This is a genomic window from Bifidobacterium lemurum (genome assembly GCF_014898175.1).
Classification (GTDB): domain Bacteria; phylum Actinomycetota; class Actinomycetes; order Actinomycetales; family Bifidobacteriaceae; genus Bifidobacterium; species Bifidobacterium lemurum.
The window spans coordinates 1,706,947-1,727,640 of the sequence record NZ_CP062948.1 but is presented as its reverse complement, the minus strand read 5'-3'; the positions used below and the strand labels follow the sequence as shown (position 1 = coordinate 1,727,640).

General features: G+C 66.1%; 18 protein-coding genes. 9 read left to right on the top strand and 9 right to left on the bottom strand.

The window, feature by feature from the left end; translation table 11 throughout:
• Positions 1 to 29: 29 nt before the first annotated feature.
• The 5 genes from uxaC to BL8807_RS06535 form a co-directional block, all read right to left on the bottom strand.
• Positions 30 to 1,439, bottom strand: a complete 1,410-nt coding sequence (gene uxaC, locus BL8807_RS06555) for a glucuronate isomerase (protein ID WP_193057461.1) — start codon at positions 1,437 to 1,439, stop codon at positions 30 to 32.
• Between the two features lie 117 nt (positions 1,440 to 1,556).
• On the bottom strand, positions 1,557 to 2,222 hold the full coding sequence (gene eda, locus BL8807_RS06550; protein ID WP_072724933.1) for a bifunctional 4-hydroxy-2-oxoglutarate aldolase/2-dehydro-3-deoxy-phosphogluconate aldolase: 666 nt from the start codon (positions 2,220 to 2,222) through the stop codon (positions 1,557 to 1,559).
• Between the two features lie 96 nt (positions 2,223 to 2,318).
• Entirely contained in the window at positions 2,319 to 3,299 is a 981-nt protein-coding gene (locus BL8807_RS06545; protein WP_072724931.1) for a sugar kinase, read from the bottom strand.
• Positions 3,296 to 4,432 carry a mannonate dehydratase gene (uxuA, locus tag BL8807_RS06540; protein ID WP_072724929.1) on the bottom strand — a complete coding sequence of 379 codons (1,137 nt, stop codon included), beginning with the start codon at positions 4,430 to 4,432 and terminating at the stop codon, positions 3,296 to 3,298. The genes BL8807_RS06545 and uxuA overlap by 4 nt, the downstream gene beginning before the upstream one ends.
• Positions 4,433 to 4,471: 39 nt before the next feature.
• Positions 4,472 to 6,112, bottom strand: a complete 1,641-nt coding sequence (locus BL8807_RS06535) for a mannitol dehydrogenase family protein (RefSeq protein ID WP_072724927.1) — start codon at positions 6,110 to 6,112, stop codon at positions 4,472 to 4,474.
• A 118-nt stretch (positions 6,113 to 6,230) separates the two neighbouring features.
• Here BL8807_RS06535 and BL8807_RS06530 point away from each other — a divergent pair, with 118 nt between their 5' ends.
• The 3 genes from BL8807_RS06530 to rpiA all read left to right on the top strand — a co-directional run bounded on the left by BL8807_RS06530 (position 6,231) and on the right by rpiA (position 9,452).
• Complete coding sequence (locus tag BL8807_RS06530; RefSeq protein ID WP_072724925.1) at positions 6,231 to 7,256, top strand: LacI family DNA-binding transcriptional regulator; 1,026 nt, start codon at positions 6,231 to 6,233, stop codon at positions 7,254 to 7,256.
• 54 nt (positions 7,257 to 7,310) lie between these two features.
• Positions 7,311 to 8,513 carry a ribonuclease H family protein gene (locus BL8807_RS06525; RefSeq protein ID WP_072724923.1) on the top strand — a complete coding sequence of 401 codons (1,203 nt, stop codon included), beginning with the start codon at positions 7,311 to 7,313 and terminating at the stop codon, positions 8,511 to 8,513.
• Positions 8,514 to 8,753: 240 nt separating this feature from the next.
• A complete protein-coding gene (rpiA, locus tag BL8807_RS06520; protein WP_072724920.1) occupies positions 8,754 to 9,452 on the top strand; it encodes a ribose-5-phosphate isomerase RpiA in 699 nt (232 codons plus the stop codon).
• Between the two features lie 208 nt (positions 9,453 to 9,660).
• Here the strand turns inward: rpiA and BL8807_RS06515 are convergent, their stop codons facing one another.
• Both BL8807_RS06515 and BL8807_RS06510 read right to left on the bottom strand, forming a co-directional pair.
• Positions 9,661 to 9,750, bottom strand: a complete 90-nt coding sequence (locus tag BL8807_RS06515; protein WP_004268639.1) for a 30S ribosomal protein bS22 — start codon at positions 9,748 to 9,750, stop codon at positions 9,661 to 9,663.
• 197 nt (positions 9,751 to 9,947) lie between these two features.
• Complete coding sequence (locus tag BL8807_RS06510; RefSeq protein ID WP_072724918.1) at positions 9,948 to 10,556, bottom strand: hypothetical protein; 609 nt, start codon at positions 10,554 to 10,556, stop codon at positions 9,948 to 9,950.
• Positions 10,557 to 10,804: 248 nt separating this feature from the next.
• Between BL8807_RS06510 and radA the strand changes: the two genes are divergently transcribed.
• The 6 genes from radA to BL8807_RS06480 all read left to right on the top strand — a co-directional run bounded on the left by radA (position 10,805) and on the right by BL8807_RS06480 (position 17,916).
• Positions 10,805 to 12,232, top strand: coding sequence for a DNA repair protein RadA (radA, locus tag BL8807_RS06505; RefSeq protein WP_072725098.1), 1,428 nt, complete (start codon positions 10,805 to 10,807; stop codon positions 12,230 to 12,232).
• A 208-nt stretch (positions 12,233 to 12,440) separates the two neighbouring features.
• Positions 12,441 to 13,919: an adenosylhomocysteinase gene (locus BL8807_RS06500; protein WP_072724916.1), complete on the top strand. Its 1,479-nt coding sequence runs from the start codon at positions 12,441 to 12,443 to the stop codon at positions 13,917 to 13,919.
• Positions 13,916 to 15,304 carry an amidohydrolase family protein gene (locus BL8807_RS06495; RefSeq protein ID WP_072724914.1) on the top strand — a complete coding sequence of 463 codons (1,389 nt, stop codon included), beginning with the start codon at positions 13,916 to 13,918 and terminating at the stop codon, positions 15,302 to 15,304. The genes BL8807_RS06500 and BL8807_RS06495 overlap by 4 nt, the downstream gene beginning before the upstream one ends.
• A gap of 201 nt (positions 15,305 to 15,505) precedes the next feature.
• On the top strand, positions 15,506 to 15,997 hold the full coding sequence (locus BL8807_RS06490; protein WP_072724912.1) for a cupin domain-containing protein: 492 nt from the start codon (positions 15,506 to 15,508) through the stop codon (positions 15,995 to 15,997).
• Between the two features lie 225 nt (positions 15,998 to 16,222).
• Positions 16,223 to 17,113, top strand: a complete 891-nt coding sequence (locus BL8807_RS06485; RefSeq protein WP_072725096.1) for an amino acid ABC transporter permease — start codon at positions 16,223 to 16,225, stop codon at positions 17,111 to 17,113.
• Positions 17,110 to 17,916 carry an amino acid ABC transporter ATP-binding protein gene (locus BL8807_RS06480; RefSeq protein WP_072724910.1) on the top strand — a complete coding sequence of 269 codons (807 nt, stop codon included), beginning with the start codon at positions 17,110 to 17,112 and terminating at the stop codon, positions 17,914 to 17,916. The genes BL8807_RS06485 and BL8807_RS06480 overlap by 4 nt, the downstream gene beginning before the upstream one ends.
• Before the next feature lie 267 nt (positions 17,917 to 18,183).
• On the opposite strand, the gene ribF is transcribed toward BL8807_RS06480, so the two are convergent.
• Both ribF and truB read right to left on the bottom strand, forming a co-directional pair.
• Entirely contained in the window at positions 18,184 to 19,308 is a 1,125-nt protein-coding gene (gene ribF, locus BL8807_RS06475) for a bifunctional riboflavin kinase/FMN adenylyltransferase (protein WP_072724908.1), read from the bottom strand.
• 308 nt (positions 19,309 to 19,616) lie between these two features.
• Positions 19,617 to 20,690, bottom strand: a complete 1,074-nt coding sequence (gene truB, locus BL8807_RS06470; RefSeq protein ID WP_072725094.1) for a tRNA pseudouridine(55) synthase TruB — start codon at positions 20,688 to 20,690, stop codon at positions 19,617 to 19,619.
• Positions 20,691 to 20,694 lie beyond the last annotated feature (4 nt).

Here is a 20,694-nt window from a genome sequence, read left to right as displayed (position 1 = left end):
TAATAACCAGCAAAGAGTAGTGGAATCCGTCAGGGATTGAGGCGGAACACCTCGCGCGGCTGCGTTTGGATCATGCCGCGCATCACCTCGTATCCCTCGTCCAAAGACAGACGGTGGTCGGCCACCAGGGAGGACACATAACGCGCCGTGACGCGGCGGTTGGTGTCGTGCCTTGAGGGGATCGAGCACAGCGCGCGGGTGTCGTCGATGAAGCCGGACAGTTTGCCGAAACCGCAGATCGGCACCGTGTCTTCGAAGTAGCGCAGCATCGCCTCCGGCTGGTCGAGGAACCACCACGGCGCGCCCACGAACACGGACGGATAGTAGCCGGCCAGCGGTGCCAGCGAGCGCGAGAACACCGTCTCGTCCATGGTGAACAGCACCAGACGGAACTTGGAATCGTTGCCATAGGCGTTCAGGATGGGCTTGAGCGCGCGGGTGAACTCCGACCGGGCGGGGATGTCCGCGCCGATGTCGCGCCCGTAGGTCTCCAGGCCGTATTGGTCGTAGCTGCGGTGCACGGCGGGGTGCAGCGTCATGATCAGCCCGTCCTCCTGGGCCAGCCGCGCCTGGTCGTTGAACAGATGCGCGCGCAGACGGGCGGCGTCGGCCGCCGTGATGCTCCCCGCATACGCGAGGGCGAACAGACGGGCGGCCTCGTCGTCGGCGAGACGTTCGCAGGACACGTCCATATGCGAATGGTCGGAAAGCACCGCGCCATGCTCCTTGAAGAAGCGGCGGCGACGGCGCATCGCCTCATGGAAGCCCTCGTAGCCGGAGGCGTCCACGCCGGCGGATCGGCCCAGCGCGTCGACCAGCGAGGCCCATTCGGGCGCGGCCGGTTCCAGATAGCGGTCGGGGCGGAAGGCCGGGGCGAGCAGGGCGCCGAAGTCGGGATCGGCGATCACCTGGTCGTGCAGACGCAGGTCGTCCACCGGGTCGTCCGTGGTGGAGATGGATTCGATGTTGAAGCGGCGCACCAACGCTCTGGTGGAGAATTCCGGCGAGGCGAGCATCTCGTTGACCTGGTCGTAGATGCGGCCGGCGCTGTCCGGACCGAAAGGCTCGGTGATGGAGAACACGCGCTCCAGCGAATCCTCGAACCAGTAGCGCATCGGCGTGCCGGCGTAGCGACGCCAGCAGCGGCCGAACGTCAGGAAGGCCTCACGGGCCTGGCTTTCGCTGAAATCGCTCTGGTTCACGCCCAGGTCGGCGAGTTCCACGCCATGCGCGTGCATAAGGCGGGTGACGTAATGGTCCGGGGTGATGAACAGTTCGGTCGGGTTCCTGAAGTGGTAATCCGTGGCGAACCATTCGATGGGCACATGCCCGTGGGGCGAGATGATCGGCATGTCCTTCACCGAGTCGTACAGGTCGCGCGCGATGCGCCGCTGCGTCGGCTCGGCAGGAAACAGGCGGTCGGGGTTCAGGGTCTGCATGATGGATCCTCTTCGGCTCGTTCGGATGGGTGGGGATGGGCCACCGGTGGCGGGATGGTCGGGCCGTCCGCCGATGGCGCGATTGACGTTGGCGGACGGCCCGACGCACGTCGGGAATCAGTTGGTTTTGCCCGCGATGATGGGGTCGACGATGGCGCGGCTGTCGCGACAGGCCTGGGCGATCGCGTCCCAGTCGCCGGCGGCCTGCGCGGCCGCGGGCACGGGGAACGAGCCGCCGATGGCGAACACGTTCTTCAGCGCGATGTATTCCTGCGCGTTCTTCAGGCTCACGCCGCCGGTGGGCAGGAAGCTCATCTCGGAGAACGGGCCGGCGAGGGCTTTGAGCGTCTTCACGCCGCCATAGGCTTCGGCGGGGAAGAACTTCGCGTGGCGCAGACCACGGTCGTAGGCCTTCTCCACATCCGAGGGGACGGCGGTGCCGGGAAGGATCAGCACGTCGTGCTCCAGCGCCCAGTCGACCACGGGCTCGTCGAAGCTGGGCGTCACCAGTCCCACGCAGCCGGCGTCGACCGCGGCCTTCGCCTGGTCCACGGTGTGCACGGTGCCGGCGACCAGCGTCACGCCGGGCACATGGTCGCGGATGCGCTTCATGCCCTCGATGGCGCATTCCGAGCGGAAAGTGACCTCGGCCACCGGAACGCCTCCGCGTTCCAAGGCCTCGGCCAGCGGAACGGCCTCGTCCACGGTGTTCAGAGTGACCAGCGGAACGATGCCCAGCCGCGCCAGCTGCGCGATGATTTCGGTGTTGTGTGTTGTGCTCATCGGTGTTCTTTTCTTCCCCATATGGGGATTGTCATGGGGATTGTCGTATGGATGGTTATGCGCTTGCCGTGCGGCCGCAGCCCGCGCGGGACGGGCCTACAGGGCGACCCGCGTGTGGGAGGCGGTGAATTCGGCGAGCTCCTGCGGGTTCGGCAGCCCCTCGTTGTCCGAGATGTGCTGCGTTTGGATGGCGCCCAACGCGCAGCCGCGCTCCACGGCGGCCTCGACGGTCAGTCCCTCGAGCAGGCCGGACAGCACGCCGGCCGCGAAGCCGTCGCCGCAGCCGACGGTGTCGACCACATGGTCGACCACGAAGCCCGGCACGTACGCGCTCTGGTTGCCGTCGCTGACGTAGGCGCCGCGCGGGCCGTCCTTGACGACCACGACGCGCGATCCGTTGTCGAGGAAGGCCTGGGCGATGTCCTCCACGCGTTCCACGCCGAACAGTTCGACGCCTTCGCCGATGCCGGGCAGCACGAGGTCGGCGTGCGAGGCGAGGGAGCGCAGGGTGGAGCGCATCGTCTCGGGGTCACGCCACAGGACGGGGCGCAGATTCGGGTCGAAGGAGATGAACATGTGGTTCGCGCGGGCCGCGCACAGCAGCTCCTTGCTCGCCGCCAGGCAGGAGTCCGACAGCGGCGGCAGGATGCCGGTCAGATGCAGCACGCTCACCCCGGTCAGGTCCAGGGCGCGCACGTCGCCCGCGCCGATGGTCGAGGCCGCGGAATCCTTGCGGAAGTAATAGGTTTTCGGATCTCCCGCGCTTTCCTTCGTCTTCATCATGAAGCCGGTGTGGCGTTCGCGGCTCAGCTCGACCAGCGAGGTGTCCAGCTGGTTGGCCTCCATGAACAGGCGGATGCGTTCGCCCAGCGGATCGTCGCCGATTTTGGTCATATACAGCGGATCCTGCCCCAGACGGCGCAAACCGATCGCCACGTTCAGCTCGGCGCCGGCCACGGACGCGCCGAACGCGCCCACCTGGCTGCACGGACCTTCCTCGCCGGCGGTGAACAATCCCATCGCCTCGCCGACGAGCAGCACCTTGCCCGGGCGGATGTCGTTCACCAGCCAGCTCATCGTTCGTCTCCGTAGGTGAAGGAATCCCACACGCCGAGCAGATACTGGATGCCCAGCGCGCGGTCGTACAGGCCGTATCCGGGGCGGGGACGCCCCTCTTCGGTGTTCTCGCCCCACAGGTGGCGGCCGTGGTCGGGGCGGATGTAGCCCTCATAGCCGGCTTCGGCGTAGGCCTTCATAATGCCCACGGTGTCCACGTCGCCCTCCGAGGCGCGGTGGCCGACCTCGCTGAACGAACCGGCCGCGTCGAGGAATTTGATGTTGCGCACATGCGAGAAGTGGATGCGGTCCATGAAGGTCTTCACGGCGTCGACCGGATCGTTGCCGCGGCGCGAGGAGAAGGATCCCAGGCACAGGCACAGGCCGTTGTAGGGGCTGGGGTTCAGGTCGAGCACGCGCTGGATGCCTTCCTTGGAGCTGACCACGCGCGGCCAGCCGAACAGGTCGAAGGCCGGATCGTCGGGATGCACGGCGAGTTTGACGTCGTACTTCTCGCAGGTGGGGATCACCGCGTCGAGGAAGACCTTGTAGTTCTCGTAGTATTCGTCGTGTCCGATGCCCTGGTACGCCTCGATGAATTCGGGCAGGTGGGCGAGACGTTCGGGCTCCCAGCCGGGCATGGTCAGGTCGCCGGCGCCGTTCAGCGTCTCGTCGACCAGGGCCTGCGGATCGGTGAGCTGGGCCACCACGTTCGCGTCGTAGTACAGGGCGGTGGAGCCGTCCGGGCAGGGGTGGAACATCTCCGTGCGCAGCCAGTCGAACACGGGCATGAAGTTGTAGGTCACGACCTTCACGCCGGCGCGGCCGAGGTTCTCGATCGTCTTGATGTAGTTGTCGAGCGCCTCGTCGCGGCTCATGCCCAGCAGGGTGGTGCCGGTTTTGATGGATTCGTGCACGTTGACGGATTCGACCACGTCCGCGTTGAAGGTTTTGGTCACGCCGGCCTTGCGCTCGGCTTCGGACAGGCCGGTGATGAGCGCCATCTCGCGCTCGATCTCCTCCGGCTCCCACAATTCGCCGGCCTGCTTGTGGTGCAGGGACCATACGATGGTCTCCACGCCGGGGATCTGGCGGATATCGTTCAGCGAGACGGTGTCGTTGCCCTCGCCGTACCAGCGGAATGACATATGCATGGGTGTGGTTCCTTTCGTTAAAGATCGGGTTCGGGGCTCTTAGAGTCCCAGCGCTTCGTTGATGACGGTGTGGACGGTGTTGGTGCCGGCCGCGAACCGGACGAGATAGTCCGTGATCGCGGGGGCCAAGGCGGTGTCGGTCAGGTCGGCGCCGAACAGGCTCGCGTCCTCGAGGATGGGCGCGATGGCCGAGGACACGGCCTCATGGCTGTGGCGTTCGCCGACGCTCAGCCCGGCCAGGTCGCGCTGCAGTTCGCCCAGACGGGGATCGGGGCTGATGGCCACCGGGGTGCCGTCGTCGCGCGTGCCCTTGCCATCGGCGCCGATGAGCAGGCGCAGCCAGCCTGCGATGGCCAGCGGGATCGCGATCAGATCGGACACGTCGAGGTCGGAATCGGCGAGGTATTTCTTGATGGTCTCGCCGTATCGGACCGGGATCTTCTGCGAGGTGTCGGTGCTGATGCGCGCCGGGGTGTCGGGGATGTTCGGATTCGGGATGCGCACCTCGACCACTTGGCGCAGGAACTCGCGCGGCGAGAAGATGCCCGGATCGGCCACCACCGGCAGTCCCTCGTCGTAGCCGAGACGCTCCGCCAGGGCCGTGAGCGAGGGGTCGGCGATCGCCTGGGACATGGATTCGTAGCCCAGCAGCATGCCGAAGGTCGCCACCGCCGTGTGCAGGGGATTCAGGCAGGTGGTCACCTTCATCTCGTCGGCCAGGTTCACCGTGTCGCGGTCGGCCACGTACACGCCCGCCTTCTCCAGCGCGGGACGCCCGTTCGGGAACGCGTCCTCCACGACCAGATACCAGGTCTCCTCCGCGTTGGCGAAGGGCGCGATATTCGTGCCGCGTTCGCCGCGGATCAGCTGGGTGTCCTCGAAGCCGCGCTCCTGAAGCATCGCGGCCACCGACGCGGCCGGATTGGGGGTGATGCGGTCGATCATGGACAGCGGGAAGCTCACCTTGGCGGGGTCGGACAGCCAGTCGACGAAGTCCTGGCCGACGAATCCGCGCTCGCGCCACAGCTCGGCGAAGCGGCGGATAGACGCGCCGAACCGGTCGCCGTTCTGCGAGAAGTTGTCCGTGCTCACCATCGCGATCGGCGTGCCGCCCGCGTTGAATCGGGCGAACAGCAGCGCGGTCATCGCGCCCATCGCGCTCACCGCCGCATCGGGCCCGTTCTCGACCTCCGGCGCGATCCACGGCAGGGGCTTGCCGTCCGCGCCTTCGACCGCATAGCCCTTCTCCGTGATGGTGACGGTGACGAACTGCAGTTCGGGATGCGTGAACACCTGCTCCAGCGCGTTCCACTGCTCGTCATGCGCGCGCACGCCGAAGGCGCCGGCCACCGAGGCGATCAGCGTGGATTCCACGGAGCCGTCGGCCTTCAGCACCACCTGCAGGCAGCGGTCGGCGAAGGGATGATACGCCTTGTCGATGATGTCGGGGTCGAAGGTTTCGGCCGCGAGCACGCCGGAGCCGGTCTCCCCCGTCTCGATCAGCGTCTGGGCGATCGGCGCGTGCACCGCACGGAACAGGTTGCCCGCGCCGAAATGCAGCCAGTAGGGATGGGCGGCCGTCGTCTCGCGCATCGCGTCGACGTCGAATGAGGGAACCGCGATTCCGGCCTGCCGCCACTGATCCGCGTGAAGCGTGAAATCATCGTTGAGATGCACCATTGGATCCTTCTTTCAAAGAATAAGCGATGGCTTTATTATGTGGTTTTCGCGATGCCCGCCGTGTGGCTTTGCCATGGTTTTCCTCGCCTTACGCCGTCCGCGGTGTAGGCTGGGCGGTATGAGCGCACCAGATCCCGAGAGCACCGTCACCATCCGCGACGTGGCCGAAGCCGCCGGCGTGTCCATATCCACGGTGTCGCGGGCTTTCGCGAGGCCCGGCCGGGTGAGCGCGAGCACCGCCAAACGGGTGTTCGCCGCGGCCGACGCCTTGGGGTACCGCGCGCGTGCCGTCGACACCCCCGCCCCCGCCGACGGCGGGCGGCTGCATGGCATATTGGCGATCAGCGTGGCGGATATCGCCAATCCGGTGTTCGCCGACTATGTGAAAAGCGCGCAGCATCAATGCATGCGCAAAGGGTTCGGGCTGATGGTCATCGACGCGGAGGAGACCGGCGCCATCGAACGCAACGCGCTGCAACTGGCCCACGCGCATGTGGACGGCTTCATCCTCGCCTCATCGCGGGCCTCGGACGTCACCATCCGCAAAATCGCCGAAATCAAACCGGCGGTGACCATCAACCGACCGGTGCGCGGACTGCAATCCATCAGCGGAGACCCCACTCCCGGCCTGACCGACGCGATCGAACGGCTGATCGCCTTGGGCCATGATTCACTGACGTATCTCTCCGGCCCCGTGGCCTCCTGGCAGGACGGCATCCGCTGGCGGACGATCAGCGAACTGTGCGCGCGGCGTCACATCACCCTGAAGCGCATTCCCGGCGCCGAGCCCACCTACGCCGGCGGATACGGAGTCGCCGCCAAGTTCCTCGGCAATCCGACCACCGCCGTCATCGCCTACAACGACGTCGTCGCCATCGGGTTCATGGCGGCGTTGCGGGCCCGCGGATATAGCGTGCCCGACGACGTTTCGGTGATCGGCGTCGACGACCTGCCCGTCAGCCTGCTGGTCGATCCGCGGCTCAGCTCCGTGCGTCTGCCCCGCAAACAATTGGCCCAGCATGCCGTGGACGCGTTGATCGGGCGGTTGCACCACACCGTGCTCCACCCGAACCTCGAGCCGGTGATGCTGCCCTCCGCATTCGTCGAACGCGTCAGCATCGGCCCCGCGCATCCGTGTCGGTGACGTCCCGGAAGCCGGCCACGGCCGATTTCGCACCCCGTCCGTAGGCTGGAGCGCATGACTATCACGGTATCCACAGACGGTTCGGCGCTCGCCAACCCCAACGGCCCCATGGGATGGGCATGGGCCGACCACACGCCTCATGCGGGCGGCACGCCCGGGCATGAGCATCCGGGCGACTGCGACGCGGGCGGCGCCACCAACGGCACGAATCAGATCGGCGAATTATGCGCGGTGCTGGAGGCGCTGCGCGCGCATCCGGGCGCGGAGCCGCTGGTGATCGAAACGGATTCGCAGTACGCGATCAACTGTTCGACCACCTGGGTCAAAGGCTGGAAGAAGAACGGCTGGAAGAACTCGCAGAAGAAGCCGGTGAAGAACGCTCAGATCATCAAGGCCATCGACGAGGAGATCGGCGCGCGCGAGGGTTCGGTGCGCTTCGTATGGGTGAAGGGCCACGCGGGCAACGCCGGCAATGAGAAGGTCGACGAATTGGCGCGCACCTTCGCCGAGGACTGCCGCTCCGGCGTGCGTGACGGCTATCTGCCGCGCGAGGGATGGCAGTCGCTGATCGCCTCGGAATATTCCAAAGGCTTGGACATCCCCTCCGACGCGCGGATGCTGCTCGACGGCGCGATCACGCCCGAGGACTACCATCTGGGCCGCGGCGCCGACTCCCCGGGCGAAAGCGATTCCCCGAACGGCGGCGAATCCGCCGAACGCCATCCCCGCGCGATCCTCGAGCCGGAGCCCGAAGGCGTGCCGGATCTGCCGGATTACGGGCGGTCGAAGGAAGACAAGGAGAACGACGCATCTCCGACGGACGCCTTTGGCACCGGACCCGACGGGTTCGCCGAGGAACCGCGCACCGGCGAGCCCTCAATCGGAAACGACGGGGAACCGACCGGCGACCATGCCGAATCAACGGCGGGCGCGGAAGGCGAAGCCAATGGCGAGGAAGCGTCCATTCCATCCGAAGATACCGACGCGAGCACGGACGCGAACGCATCCGAGGAGGCCACCGCGTCTCAGGAGGCCGCCGTGACCGGGGCACCGGCGCAGCCGCGCCTCCTGCCGACCGGACTGATGGTGTCGGGAGCCCTCCGCTTCTCCCCCGCGCCCAAAACCAGCCCCTTCTTCACCGGCCGCCCCCTGCCGGTGCGCGGCGTGATCGAAATCGAAGGACTGGTGGACGGCGACGGCAATCTCGTCATCACCAACGCCCCCTTCCTGCGCGAGAACCCGGGCGGCGCATCGTAAGCCGCAAGACATGGAGGCATACATCGCGAGCCATGCGCGTGTGCGCGAACGCACGCATCCGCACACGCGACGGACGCCGCCACGCCACCGACGCAAGTGGAGCCGAGTATCACGCATCCGCGCGCTACGGACACGACGTCGCGCCACCGCGCGATCGCGCCGGGATACGCGTTAGGATAGGAGAGGTCTCCAACCATTGGCAATACGCGTTCCTTCGGGAACAGAACAAGGAGAGAACCCATGGATAAGGCGCAACAGGACGCTCTGAAGAAGGCGGCCGGCATCGAAGCCGCCAAGCTGATCGAAGACGGCATGGTCGCGGGCCTCGGAACCGGCTCGACCGTCCGCTTCCTCGTCGACGAGCTCGGCCGTCGAGTGCAGGAGGAGGGACTGAAGTTCACCGGCGTGACCACCTCCCGCCGCACGCAGGAGCAGGCCGAAAGCTACGGCATCACCATCGTGGACGTCGACGAGGTGGACCATATCGACGTGACCATCGACGGCGCGGACGAGGTGGACAAGAACTTCGACGGCATCAAAGGCGGCGGCGCCGCCCTGCTGTGGGAGAAGATCGTGGCGACCAACTCCGACAGGATCGTGTGGATCGTAGACGAATCCAAGGTGGTCGACACCATCGGCAAGTTCCCGCTGCCGGTCGAGGTGATCCCCTTCGGCGCGGGCCAGGTCGTCAAGAAGTTCGAAGCCCGCGGATACAAGCCCGTGCTGCGTCTCGACGCCGAGGGACAGCCGGTGCGCACCGACGAGAACAACTATGTGGTGGACCTGCATTTGGAGAAGATCGAGCATCCGCAGGCGTTGGCCGAGGATCTCATCACCACCGTGGGCGTGGTGGAGCACGGCCTGTTCCTCAACATGGTCGACACGGTGATTGTGGGCGACCCGAACGGCCCGCGCGTGATGACCAACTCCAACAAGTGATTGTTGGCCTCGGCGCACCGAGGCCATCTGTCATTCCGAACGACACCCTCTCGTCATCCCGAGCGAAGTCGAGGGATCCCAGCCTCTGGCGGCAACGAGATTCCTCGACTCCGCTTGCGCTCCGCTCGGAATGACGAGGGAACGGATACACGAAACCCCGGCCAGCTTGACTGACCGGGGTTTCTTCATGCCTTGATTGCAGGTAAGACTACTTGCGCTGGTGGCGGGTCTTACGCAGCAGTTTGCGGTGCTTCTTCTTGCTCATCCGCTTGCGGCGCTTCTTGATGACGGAACCCATCTGAAGCCTCCATTCCGATTAATCGTGAAAGTTGCAACTTGCCCAATAGTACACGCATTGGGCGACCGACGACACCATGCCACCCGTTCTGCGGGTCGCGCCCGCGCCGCGAGCCGGTGTCGGCAGGGTTTTCGGCGGGAACTCCATGCGCCCGCTCGACCTTGCGTTTCCGCCCGGCAGTCGGTGTCGGCTTGGGTTTACAGCGGGAACTCCTGGTAGAAACGCATCACGGCGTCCTTCGATCCGGTGACCTGGAACACCACGGTGTCGTTCTGCCACAGAGCCACGGCCTTGGTCTCGTCCGACGCGTCGGTTTTCACCACATAGCTGCCGGTGGTGTCGCCGGAGACCTTCACGTTGCCGGAGGCGAGCTCCTCACCGGTCAGTGTGGCGGCGAGGGCGTCGTACTGCGTCTTCGCGGAATCGGCGGACGACCACTGCGCGGTGATCATCGTCAGATCCTGGGAGTCCTCGGACACCGCATAGGTCACGGTGTATTCCTCCAGCGGCGAGGCCGAGCTCCAGTTCGTGGAGGCTTCGGCGTTGACGCGCGCGTAGTTGAGCACGCTGTCGGGCATCGCCTTGAGCAGTTCGGTGGCGTCTTCGGGAAGCGCGACCGCGTCGATGCTGGGTGTGGTGGGCTCCTCCGTCTGCTGTTCGGACTGAGTCGGCTCGTCGGCGCTTTTGATCGCCCAGCCGGGCCAGACGAAGGCGGACAGCACCGCCAGAATGATCACGAGCGCGGCGGCGACCACCACGGCGATAAGCTTGCCATGCGAAGAGGATGTCTGTTGAGTATTCGGCATGCCCCGATTCTCTCACACCAACCCGACGCTTCACGGAATCGCCGCCCTCCCACCATCCCAAACGTTCCTCTTTCGCCCACCCTCTCTCGTCATCCCATGGAGATGCTTCGACTTCGTTGCACTCCGCTCAGCATGACGAATAATCATTATCAACGTCATCCCGAGCCTCCCTCCCGTCATCCCGAGCGAAGTCGAGGGATCTCCCCAACGGCCGCGTCTTGTCGGCGAACACCGATAGCGTCGGCATCATGGCAAAGTCGTCCGTGCAGTATGTGTGTTCCGAATGCGGCTGGAATGGCGCGAAATGGTTCGGAAAATGTCCCGAATGCGGACAATGGGGCACCGTCGGGGAGTTCCATGAGGCCCGCGCGGCCGCGGGAACCCGCACCGCCGCGCCCGGACGCACCTCGCGCACCCAACCGGCCGCGCCCTCCCCCGCGGGAAGCAAAGGTTCGGCCACGCCCATCACCCAGGTCGGCACGGAACAGGTCACCCGCGTGCCCACCGGATTCGGCGAATTCGACCGCGTGCTCGGCGGCGGCATCGTGCCCGGATCCGTGGTGCTGATCGCCGGCGAGCCCGGCGTGGGCAAGTCCACCCTTCTGCTGGAGACCGCGGGCAACATCGCCCGAAGCCATGCCGGCGACGGATCGGTGCTGTACGTCTCCGGCGAGGAATCGCAAGCGCAGGTGCGTCTTCGCGCCACCCGCATCAACGCGGTGGAGCCGAATCTGCTGCTGGCCTCCACCACCGATCTGGCCACCGTACTGGGCCTGATCGAACAGGAGCGGCCCACGCTTGCCATCGTCGATTCCGCGCAGACCATCGTCTCGCAGGAGGTCGATGGCATCTCCGGCGGCTCCACGCAGGTGCGCGAGGTGGCGAGCGCGCTGATCGACACGGCGAAAACCCTGGATATTCCGGTGCTGCTGGTGGGGCATGTGACCAAGGACGGTTCGATCGCGGGCCCGCGCACGCTGGAGCATCTGGTCGACGTGGTCTGCCAGTTCGAGGGCGACAGCGAAACCGCGCTGCGCATGCTGCGCGCGGTGAAGAACCGTTTCGGACCGACCGACGAGGTTGGCTGTTTCGACATGAGCGGCGAAGGCATCGAGGAGGTGCGCGACCCGGCCGGCCTGTTCCTGTCCGCGGGCGATGGGCAGGAGGCGCCGGTGGAGGGCACCTGCGTGACCTTCACGCTGGACGGGCACCGCAGCCTGCCCATCGAGGTGCAGGCGCTGGTCACCAATTCCGTGCTGCCCACGCCCAGACGCGCGGTGAACGGCGTGGACTCGAACCGCATCGCCATGCTCACCGCGGTGCTCTACCGCCACGGCCATATCAATCTGCTGGCCAACGACCTGTACGTCTCCACCATCGCCGGAGGTCTTGCCAAGGAGCCGGCCTGCGATCTGGCCATCGTGGCCGCGCTGGCGAGCGCCGCACACCGCACGCCGATCGCGCGCGCCACCTGCGCCATCGGCGAGATCTCCCTGACCGGCCAGGTGCGTCCCGCCCCGCGTCTGGAGCACCGTCTGCGCGAGGCCGCGCGGCTGGGATTCACCATCGCCGTGGTGCCCACGCCCCGCAAGCCGATCGAAATACCCGGCCTGACCCTGATCGAGGTGCGATCCCTGGCCGAAGCCCTCACCGCCCTGGGCCTGTCGCGCCGCTGATCTCCCAAGCACTATCAACGCCATCCCGAGCACCCCGTCATCCCGAGCGTCCCACCCGTCATCCAGAGCTCCCCTCCCGTCATCCCGAGCGAAGTCGAGGGATCTCCAATGTCACGAATGGGACGCTTCGACTCCGTCCGCGCCTGCGCCCAGGCATGACGGGAACGCTTGACGCTATGGGTTGACATGCACGGCTTATGATGGGCGTATGACCGAGCAGCAGACAGCATACGATTTCGCCTCATGGGCGCGCGCGTATTCGCAACGCACGAACCGTTCGCTGGCGGGCGCGCGTTTCACGCCGCCGAAAGACGCCGATTCCGGATTCGCCGCACAGGCCAGCCAATGGGGCATGGTTCCCGATGACGATGCGCCCGGACTGCCCGCAAATCACGGCGGACAAACCTCGTATACGGAGTTCCCCGGCATCACGGATCCGCGGAGCATCCCCGACGCACGCGAGCTGACCGGGCTGGAGGCGATGGAGCACGCGCACCGCCATATGCCTGTGCTGCGCGAGCTGATGCGTCGGATCATCGCCGACGGCGTGGATTTCACCGGCGTGAGGATCGCCGTATGCCTGATTCTGGAGCCGAAAACCGCGGTGCTGCTGCGCGAGCTCAAAGCGGCCGGCGCCATCGTGGGCGTGTTCGCCGAGCCTTCCGACACCGACCAACGCGTGGCCGACCAGCTTGCCGCCGAAGGCGTCATCGTCGAAGCCGACGTGGCATGGACCGCCGAGCAGACGCATCGGGGCGCGCTGCGGCTGCTGGACGAAATCCGCCCGCAGATCATCATCGACGACGGCGCAAGCTTCGCCCGGCTGGCCGCCACGGAACGCCCCGAACTCATGGCCGACCTGATCGGCGTGGCCGAGGAGACCACCAGCGGCGTGCGCGCCTTCCAGGCGATGCAGGACGCCGGCGCGCTGGATTTCCCCGTCATCGCCGTGAACGACAGTATCCTCAAAACCGGATTCGACAACGCCCACGGCACCGGCGAAAGCTGCGTGACGACCATGCAGGAGCTCCTCGGCAGCCACGCCTTCGACGGCGCGCGGGTCGCCGTGGTCGGCTACGGACCGGTCGGCAAAGGCTTCGCGCTGCGCGTGCGGGCGTTGGGCGCGCGGGTCACGGTATGCGACACGGATCCGGTGGCCGCGCTGCAGGCGGTGTTCGACGGATTCGCCGCCCACGACATCGACGAGGCGCTGGAATACGCCGATATGGTCGTCTCCGCCACCGGCGTGCGCCACACCATCACCGTGGAGCATATGCGCCGCATGCGTGACGGGACCGTATTGGCGGTGATCGGCGGCATCGCCAACGAAATCGCCCTCGACCGAATCCCCGGCTTCCGTCCGCGAACCGGCCTCGACCGGTGCGAACTGGCCGTGCCCGACGGCCCCACGCTCACCCTGCTCGCCCAGGGCGACGGCGTGAACTACACGGCCGGCGGCGGCAACCCAATCGAAATCATGGACTTAAGCTTCGCCGTGCAGGCGAGCGCGGTGGCCCACCTGCTGACCCACCGCGGCACGCTCGCCCCCGGCCTGCACCGGCTGGATAAGGCGACCGACCGGCGCATCGCCGCCGCCGCGCTCGAGACACGCGGATACCGGACCAGCCATGCCGTGGACGACAACGGCTACGATTGGACGCTCACCAGATTCAAGGAGGCGCGATGACCACCGACTCGTTCGACCAGCTGTACGCGGCCGCGCATCCCGCGCCCCTGAATGAGGTGACGCTGTACAGCGCGCCGTTGATCATCCCCGTCACCGGACCGGTGCTGCTCGACGGCGCCGTGGCGGTCAGCGGCAGCCGCGTGGTGCACGCCGGCACCCGACGCTGGGTGCTGGAGGCTCTCAAACAGGATATGGCCGCCGGTGCGCGTTTCGAGGAGCGTCACTGGCATGGCGTGATCATGCCCGGTCTGATCGACGCGCACACACATCTGCAGTACACGAATATGGCCGAGGTGGGCCGCGGCGACTACGACAGTTTCCAAGCGTGGGAGCGGGCGTTCGACCCCGTGTACGAGCGCCTGTGCGAAACGGGCTCGTGGAAGGACTCCGCCGAGGAGGGCGCGCGCATGCTGGTGCGTCACGGCACCACGGCCGCCGCCGACATCGTCACCGATCCGGAGGCGGTCGGCGCGCTCGCCTCGCAGGGCATGCACGGCGTGGCCTATTGGGAGGTGATGAACTGGCGCAACAGCGATTGGAAAACCGAGGGCATCGCCGAACTGGTGACCCATCTGGGGCGTATGCGCCAAGAGGGGCTGCCCAGCATCGGCATCAGCCCGCACGCGCCCTACACGTTGGAGACCGCGCCCTTCGTTGATCTGCCCGACATCGCCCGCCAGCTCGACATGCGCCTGCACATCCATCTGGCGGAGACGCCGATGGAGGCCGGAAGGCGCGACACGATCCTGTCCACGTATTCGGCGGCCGAATGGCGCGATGAGAATTGGACGAGCTATCAGGAGCTCAAGGAAGCGGGCAAGGGCGCGTCGGCCATCCAGTTCCTCGACCAGCTCGGCTCGCTCGGCCCCGACGTGCATATCGCGCACGGCGTGTGGGCCGACAAGGAGGACCGCCGCATCCTGCGCCAGCGCGGCGTGGGCGTGGCCTTGTGCCCGCGTTCGAACCGCATCACGGTGACCGGCCGCGACGCGCCGATCCGCGAATATCTCGAGGAGGGCAACCTTCTGGCCGTGGGCACCGACTCGCTGTCCAGCTCCCCCAGCCTCGACGTGCTGGAGGATGTGGCCATGCTCTACGATCTGGCGCGCGAGCAGGGCTATGCGGGCGACGACCTGACCCACCGGCTGATCCGCATGATGACGATCGGCGGCGCCGAGGTGCTGGGCATGCATGTGGGCGCGGGCCGCATCGGCCAGATCAACGCGGGCGCGACCGCAGACCTCGCGTTCTTCGACGTGCCGGTGTATGTGGCCACGCCGCGCGGCATCGAAGACACGTTGGAGACGTTGGTGCGCCACGGCGCCGGCACGAACCGGGCCACGGTGATCTCCGGCCGCGTGGTCTACAACGACGGCGCGTTCTGAGAGTACGGGTGTGTTGCGTATGGGATCCTTCGACTCCGGGCTTCGCCCTGCGCTCAGGATGACAAGAATATTTTCCGTCATCCCGAACGAAACATCCTCGCCATCCCGAACGAAACACCCTCGCCATCCCGAGCGAAACACCCTCGTCATCCCGAGCGCAGTCGAGGGATCTCCATCCGCCACAATCGAAAGGAATCAATAATGAGCATCGCATTGGAGGACATGAGCCCCTACGCCCGTTCCGTCGTGGAGAGGCTGGGACTCGAGGCGCATCCCGAAGGCGGCTGGTACACGCGCGACTGGCAGTCGCCGCTCGACTACCGCGCCGACGACCCGGAAGACGGTCTGCACGGCCGTCCGCTGGCCTCGCTGATCTACTTCCTGCTTCCGCAGGGCGACGTGAGCGCCTGGCATAAAGTGGATGCGGACGAGATCTGGCTGTGGCACGGCCCCGCGCCGGTGACGCTGGAATTCGGCGGCGACGGCGACGCCCCCGAACCAGAAGAGGCCAAGCGCGAGCGATTCACGCTGGGCTCGGGCGTCAACGGCGAGGCCGATTCCAAAACTCCCGTCGTGGGACATGCGGTGGTGCCCGCCGGCGTATGGCAGCGCACCGTGCCGGGCCCGGGCGACGCGCTGGTCTCCTGCGTGGTCAGCCCCGGCTTCACCTTTGACGGATTCACCCTCGAATAATCCGGCGAACCGGACCACAAGCCGACCCCCACACCGGCGGCCACGGCGATGGGCATCGTGACGCATCCGCGATGTCACAGCGTTATAATCACCCGTGTCAGCCGACCACACGCATCATCCGCTTTGACCCAGGAAGAGAAGATATGACACAGCACCACTTCCCGCCGCGCACACCGGTCGCGCATGCCGCCGATCTGAACGAACCCGCCTGACCCACCGATGCCGATGAACACTCAGCCAACCATCACCAATTCCGACGGCCCCGCCCACGATTCCGCGGCCGTCAGCGAGGTCGAGCTTTCCCGCCGCGACTGGCGGCGCAAGCAACAGCTCAAATCGGTGGCCACCAGTCTCGTCAGCACCATCGTGCTGGCGGCCATCGTGGTCGCGGGACTCAAGCTCTCCCCCGGCTGGCCTCGCGTCAAGCAGACCTTCTTCTCCGCCGAATACTTCGCCTCGTCGTTCCCCGAGATTCTGGACGGCCTGTGGCTCAACATCAGAGTGCTGGTCGTCGCGGTGATCGGCGTGGCCATCTTCGCCACCCTGATCGCGTTGGTGCGCACCAGCACCAATCCGGTGCTGTTCCCGCTGCGTGTGCTGGCCGCCGTCTACACCACCGTGATGCGCGGCATCCCGATGATCGTGATCCTCTACCTCATCGGCTTCGGCATCCCCGGACTCGGCCTGTTCGGACGCATCGACCCCTCGATCCTCGGCACCATCGCCGTGGTCATGGGGTACTCCGCCTATGTGGCCGAGGTGTTGCGCGCCGGCTTCAACGACGTGCATCCCTCGCAGCGCGCCTCCGCGCGTTCCCTGGGTCTGACCGCCGGGCAGACCACGCGTATGATCGTCATCCCGCAGGCGCTGCGCAAGGTCGCACCCGCGCTGATGAACGACTTCATCTCCATGCAGAAGGATGTCGGCCTCATCTCCGTGCTCGGCGCGGTGGATGCGGTGCGCGCCGCCCAGATCGAGGTGGCCAGCAGCTACAACTTCACCCCGTATGTGGTGGCAAGCCTGCTGTTCATTCTGATGAGCGTGCCGTTCATCCTGCTCAACGACTGGTATGCGGCGCGACTGCGCAAACGTGAGCTGAGTGGAGGCACGGTATGAGCGAGACCATGAATTCCATAACGACCGATCGTCCCGTCTCAAGCGCGTCCGAGTCCGAACAGACCGACGCCCCCGCGGTGCTGCGTTTGGACGGCATCCGCAAGTCCTTCGGCGCCACGCAGGTGCTCAAGGGCATCTCCTTCGAGGTGCGCCGGCATGAGGTCGTGGCGTTGCTCGGCCCTTCGGGTTCGGGCAAATCCACGCTGATGAAATGCGTGAATCTGCTGGAGCGCGTCGACGACGGCCAGATCTGGCTGGGCGACACCGACATCACCGATCCCCGCGCCGACCAGGACAAGCTGCGCGCGCGCATCGGCGTGGTGTTCCAGCAGTTCAACCTGTTCCCGCATATGTCGGTGATCAAGAACGTGACGTTGGCCGCGCGCAAAGTGCACCATTGGAGCAAAGACCGCGCCGAATCCCGCGCGCTGGAACTGCTCGACCGCATCGGCATGCGCGCCAAGGCCGGAGCCTACCCCGACCAGCTCTCCGGCGGACAGCAGCAGCGTGTGGCCATCGCCCGCGCGCTGATGACCGATCCCGAGCTGCTGCTGCTTGACGAGATCACCTCGGCGCTCGACCCGATGCTCGTGGGCGAGGTGCTCACCATGGTGGCCGAACTCAAAAGCCAAGGCACCACGATTCTGATGGCCACGCACGAAATGAGCTTCGCCCATGACGCGGCCGACAGGGTGGTGCTGCTGCGCGGCGGCGTCATCGCCGAAAACGGCACTCCGCGCGAGGTGATGGACGAATCGCAGGATCCGCAGACCAAGGAGTTCTTCTCCCACTTCCGCCACTGATATCTTCCGATATCATCCTCGTCATGCTGGGCAGAGATGCTTGCGTCTGCGCTCCGCTGCGCTCAGCATGACGGGAAACTCATCCCGAACGGAACCTCCCCTCGTCATCCCAAGCGTGGTGTTCCTTCCATCATCGCGAGCGCAATGCCTCCTCCGTCATCCCGAGCGAAGCGCAGCGCAGTCGAGGGATCTCCACTCAGCAACACGTAAAAGGGCCGTCATCTCAATATCGGATGACGGCCCTTTACGTTCAACGTCGTTCGCGAATCATGCGGTGAGACGTCTGGTCTCCTCGACGTTGCGCTTCAACTCGGCGGCCAGCTCGTCCGGTCCGTCGAATCTGACCTGAGGGCGCAGGAATCCCACGAATTCCACGCGCACATGGTGCCCGTAGAGGTCCAGCCACTCGTCGGCGAGCGCATAGGCTTCGACCACACGCTCATGCAATCCGGTTTTCTCACTGAAGGTGGGCTTGGTACCGATGGAGATGGCAGCGGGCCAACGACGGTCCCCGTCCACCAGCCATCCGGCGTACACGCCGTCCACCGGCAGATAGCCCGTCACGTCATCGCCCAGATTCGCGGTGGGGAATCCTATGGAGCGTCCACGCTCCTCGCCATGCACCACGGTGCCTTCGACGGCGTGCGCATGCCCCAGAATCGCGTTGGCGTCCTTGATTCGCCCCTGCGAGAGCAGATACCGCACGTTGGTGGAACTCCACACACGCACGGCCTTGGCCTGGTGCTTTTTGCTCCATGCGCGGCGTTCGGCCTTGCTCATGGCCTCGAACGGATCGGCGGGCTCTCCCCAACCTTCGGGGGCAATCGGCCGGGCGTTCGGCGGCACGCGGGTCTCGCCCGGTCCGCGGTCGTCCACCACCTCCAGTTCGAACACTCCGGTGGCGGCCGCGAGATTGGCGATCGCCCGCACGTCGCCTTCGCGGTTGTTGCCCATGGCGGCGTCGGAGCCGAGCACCAGCGCGCGCATGCCGAGCTTGCCGACCATCTGGCCGAGGAAGAAACGATAGGATTTCGAGGCGAAGGCCAACGTGTAGCGCACGACCATCGCATGGTCGACGCCGAGTTCCTCCATGAAACGCAGCCGTTCGTCCGCATCGGTCAATGCTTCAACGTCGGGAACGTCGGCGGCGGGTTCCTCGCCATTATGGGTTTTGGCGTAGCGGTGCACCAGGCCGGGTCGCGGATCGAACATCACCACCACGGCGAAGGCGTCGTTCTGCCGGGCCAGTTCCACCACGCGCGAGATGACGGCACGGTGGCCGAGGTGGAAGCCGTCGAACACACCGACGCTGACCACGGCCTTGCGGTCCTCGCTTAAGGTGGGCCATTCGACCATGCCCTGCTCATCCGGCGTCAATCTGGTGATATTCATAACGTTTCCTCGTGTCGTGCGTGTTCTACCGTCTCACAAAACCGCCGTCCACTGTAGCAGCAGCCGGCTATCGACATCGGCGGGGAATCGGATACAGGCCGATCACCCGCTTTCGTCATGGTCACCGCAATCCAGTTGGCACTTGTGCCCTCCAGTTGGCACTGCGGCAACCGCTATACGAAAATCCATTGGCGGTATTTCGCCATTCCTTCGAAGAGCGTCCGCAAGGGGTGTGCCAACTGGAGGCCCAGGTGCCAACGGATATCGACATGGATTTCAAGGGTCGGCATCGCGCCTCATACCCGGCGCTAGGCGGCGGCGAATACGGTGACGGGTTTGATCTGGGAGCCGTTGGCCGGGGCGACCAACGCGACCACGTCCTGGGTGTCGGCCACCACTGCGGCGGCCTGGTCCACCTCGAGACGGCGGACGATACGACGGCCGAAACGCAGTTCGGCGGCTTCTTCGACGCTGACCTCGACCACCGGCATGGCACCGCGCACGGCCTCGACCATGCTCAGCGCGTGATGCAGCAGCCATTCGCGGCGTTGGTCACCGGAGAGTCCGGACGTGTCGAGCATGCACTTGTTCCGCGTGATGGTTTCGCCCTCACGGTTGGTGAAGCTGTACGATTCGGCATGCGCGCCGATGGCGCGCCGTGCGACGGCCTCGTCGGCGAAATCGAAACGCCCGACGCGGGTGCGCCGCAAACGGGTCAGATGGCCTCCCACGCCGAGCCGTTCCCCGAGGTCGCGGGCCAACGCGCGGATATAGGTGCCGGACGAGCAGCTCACGCGCACGTCCACATCGGCCACGGGCATCGAAGCGTCGGAGCCTCCGTCGGCGGCGGTGCGACGCATGTCGAGCACGGTGAATTCGCCGATGGTGACGGGACGGGCTTTGAGCTCGACCGTCTTGCCTTCGCGGGCCAGATCGTAGGCGCGTTGGCCATTGATTTTGATGGCGGAGAAACTGTTGGGCACCTGTTCGATGTCACCGGTGAAATACTCGCGGATGGCCCCCTCGACCAGCTCTCGGGTCAGTCGGTCAACTCGACTCGCCGCGTCGACCACTCCCGTCGTGCCACTCTCCGGCGCGATGAGTTCGCCTTCGGCGTCGTCGGTGGTGGTGCGCTGTCCGAGGCGGATCGTGGCCTCATAGCTTTTGTCGTGTTCGACGATCGCAGTCAGCAGTCTGGTGGCGTTGCCGAATCCGATGACGAGCATGCCGGTGGCCATCGGATCAAGCGTGCCCGCATGGCCGACTTTCTTGGTATGCAGGGCGGCGCGCACGGCGGCGACCGCGTCGAAGCTGGTCACGCCTTGCGGCTTGTCGATGATGAGCAGGCCGCCGGCCGTGGTGCGGGCGTCACTCGTTGCCATCGGC